2 protein-coding genes and 3 pseudogenes are annotated in these 2,740 nt (G+C 57.3%); 3 read left to right on the forward strand and 2 right to left on the reverse strand.

Annotated features, from left to right (window positions below; all coding sequences use genetic code 11):
• Positions 1 to 99 precede the first annotated feature (99 nt).
• The 3 genes and pseudogenes from BKN05_RS11885 to BKN05_RS11895 all read left to right on the forward strand — a co-directional run.
• Positions 100 to 420 (forward strand): annotated as a pseudogene (locus BKN05_RS11885) (recombinase family protein); the annotation flags it as partial.
• Positions 421 to 485: 65 nt separating this feature from the next.
• Positions 486 to 1,289 (forward strand): aminoglycoside O-phosphotransferase APH(3'')-Ib, encoded by an 804-nt coding sequence (gene aph(3'')-Ib, locus BKN05_RS11890; RefSeq protein ID WP_001082319.1) that lies wholly within the window; start codon positions 486 to 488, stop codon positions 1,287 to 1,289.
• The gene (locus BKN05_RS11895) at positions 1,289 to 2,125 is read left to right on the forward strand and encodes an aminoglycoside O-phosphotransferase APH(6)-Id (protein ID WP_000480968.1); all 837 of its coding nucleotides are present in this window, start codon (positions 1,289 to 1,291) and stop codon (positions 2,123 to 2,125) included. The genes aph(3'')-Ib and BKN05_RS11895 overlap by 1 nt, the downstream gene beginning before the upstream one ends.
• A gap of 105 nt (positions 2,126 to 2,230) precedes the next feature.
• Here the strand turns inward: BKN05_RS11895 and BKN05_RS11900 are convergent.
• A pseudogene (locus tag BKN05_RS11900) lies at positions 2,231 to 2,329 on the reverse strand (IS481 family transposase); the annotation flags it as partial.
• Positions 2,329 to 2,740: pseudogene (locus BKN05_RS11905) on the reverse strand (chloramphenicol efflux MFS transporter); the annotation flags it as partial. The pseudogenes BKN05_RS11905 and BKN05_RS11900, both read right to left, overlap by 1 nt.

The following is a 2,740-nucleotide window of genomic DNA, read 5'->3' on the forward strand; positions in this document are numbered from 1 at the left end:
TCCCCTGGGCGAAATGCGCCTGGTAAGCAGAGTTTTTGAAATGTAAGGCCTTTGAATAAGACAAAAGGCTGCCTCATCGCTAACTTTGCAACAGTGCCCGCTCAGATCGACACCACGACTGCGTCCGGTCGCATGGTGTTCGGAATCTTCGCCACCTTGGCCGAGTTCGAGCGGGATCTGATCCGAGAGCGCACCATGGCGGGTCTCGCCTCCGCGAGAGCGCGCGGTCGCAAGGGCGGACGAAAATTCGCGCTCACCAAAGCTCAGGTGCGTCTCGCGCAAGCCGCCATGGCCCAGCGCGATACTTCAGTTTCCGATCTCTGCAAGGAACTCGGCATCGAGCGCGTCACTCTCTACCGATATGTCGGTCCCAAAGGCGAGCTCAGAGACCATGGAAAGCATGTTCTCGGACTTACGTAGCAACTCGTTTCTTTTCGCAGGTTGAGCCACCTCCGCGCTTCATCAGAAAACTGAAGGAACCTCCATTGAATCGAACTAATATTTTTTTTGGTGAATCGCATTCTGACTGGTTGCCTGTCAGAGGCGGAGAATCTGGTGATTTTGTTTTTCGACGTGGTGACGGGCATGCCTTCGCGAAAATCGCACCTGCTTCCCGCCGCGGTGAGCTCGCTGGAGAGCGTGACCGCCTCATTTGGCTCAAAGGTCGAGGTGTGGCTTGCCCCGAGGTGATCAACTGGCAGGAGGAACAGGAGGGTGCATGCTTGGTGATAACGGCAATTCCGGGAGTACCGGCGGCTGATCTGTCTGGAGCGGATTTGCTCAAAGCGTGGCCGTCAATGGGGCAGCAACTTGGCGCTGTTCACAGCCTATCGGTTGATCAATGTCCGTTTGAGCGCAGGCTGTCGCGAATGTTCGGACGCGCCGTTGATGTGGTGTCCCGCAATGCCGTCAATCCCGACTTCTTACCGGACGAGGACAAGAGTACGCCGCAGCTCGATCTTTTGGCTCGTGTCGAACGAGAGCTACCGGTGCGGCTCGACCAAGAGCGCACCGATATGGTTGTTTGCCATGGTGATCCCTGCATGCCGAACTTCATGGTGGACCCTAAAACTCTTCAATGCACGGGTCTGATCGACCTTGGGCGGCTCGGAACAGCAGATCGCTATGCCGATTTGGCACTCATGATTGCTAACGCCGAAGAGAACTGGGCAGCGCCAGATGAAGCAGAGCGCGCCTTCGCTGTCCTATTCAATGTATTGGGGATCGAAGCCCCCGACCGCGAACGCCTTGCCTTCTATCTGCGATTGGACCCTCTGACTTGGGGTTGATGTTCATGCCGCCTGTTTTTCCTGCTCATTGGCACGTTTCGCAACCTGTTCTCATTGCGGACACCTTTTCCAGCCTCGTTTGGAAAGTTTCATTGCCAGACGGGACTCCTGCAATCGTCAAGGGATTGAAACCTATAGAAGACATTGCTGATGAACTGCGCGGGGCCGACTATCTGGTATGGCGCAATGGGAGGGGAGCAGTCCGGTTGCTCGGTCGTGAGAACAATCTGATGTTGCTCGAATATGCCGGGGAGCGAATGCTCTCTCACATCGTTGCCGAGCACGGCGACTACCAGGCGACCGAAATTGCAGCGGAACTAATGGCGAAGCTGTATGCCGCATCTGAGGAACCCCTGCCTTCTGCCCTTCTCCCGATCCGGGATCGCTTTGCAGCTTTGTTTCAGCGGGCGCGCGATGATCAAAACGCAGGTTGTCAAACTGACTACGTCCACGCGGCGATTATAGCCGATCAAATGATGAGCAATGCCTCGGAACTGCGTGGGCTACATGGCGATCTGCATCATGAAAACATCATGTTCTCCAGTCGCGGCTGGCTGGTGATAGATCCCGTCGGTCTGGTCGGTGAAGTGGGCTTTGGCGCCGCCAATATGTTCTACGATCCGGCTGACAGAGACGACCTTTGTCTCGATCCTAGACGCATTGCACAGATGGCGGACGCATTCTCTCGTGCGCTGGACGTCGATCCGCGTCGCCTGCTCGACCAGGCGTACGCTTATGGGTGCCTTTCCGCAGCTTGGAACGCGGATGGAGAAGAGGAGCAACGCGATCTAGCTATCGCGGCCGCGATCAAGCAGGTGCGACAGACGTCATACTAGATATCAAGCGACTTCTCCTATCCCCTGGGAACACATCAATCTTACCGGAGAATATCGTTGGCCAAAGCCTTAGCGTAGGATTTCGCCCTCTCCCGCAAACGACCCCATCTTTGCGGCGATCGTGGCCGGATAGCCGTCTTCGACAATCAGCCGAGCTAACCGGAGACGGGCACGAGGAGTGAGAAGAGCGTTCGGATGGGTCATCAATTGGCCTCCGCCGCGGTCTTCGTAAGCGCGCGTCTGGTGAGAAGCATGATGACGAGAGCGATCGCTGTCAGCACCGAAGCGACCCAAACCGGCGCGAGCAGCCCCAGCCCGGTCGCGAGCCCGAGCGCACCAAGCACGGGCCCCGCTGCAGCTCCGATATTCAATGCTGCGGTTGCGTACGAACCGCCCATCGTTGGCGCACCCGATGCTGCATACAGCACACGCGTGATCAGAGTACTGCCGACGCCGAACGACAGGAATCCCTGAACGAGGACGAGGACGATAAGCGCAACGGGATGAGATGCGACCACTGCCAACACGATCCAGCCTGTCAGCAATAGCGGTCCGCCGACTGCGAGCACGAGGCCAGGTCGTTGATCTGATAGTCGTCCTGCGATCGTGACGCCA

The organism is Corynebacterium sp. S5S1, from assembly GCF_001913985.1.
Taxonomy (GTDB): Bacteria; Actinomycetota; Actinomycetes; order Mycobacteriales; family Mycobacteriaceae; genus Corynebacterium; species Corynebacterium marquesiae.

Excerpts from the sequence above, each read along its gene's own strand:
- BKN05_RS11895 (WP_000480968.1), top strand. The coding sequence starts at position 1,289 with ATGTTCATGCCGCCTGTTTTTCCTGCTCATTGGCACGTTTCGCAACCT.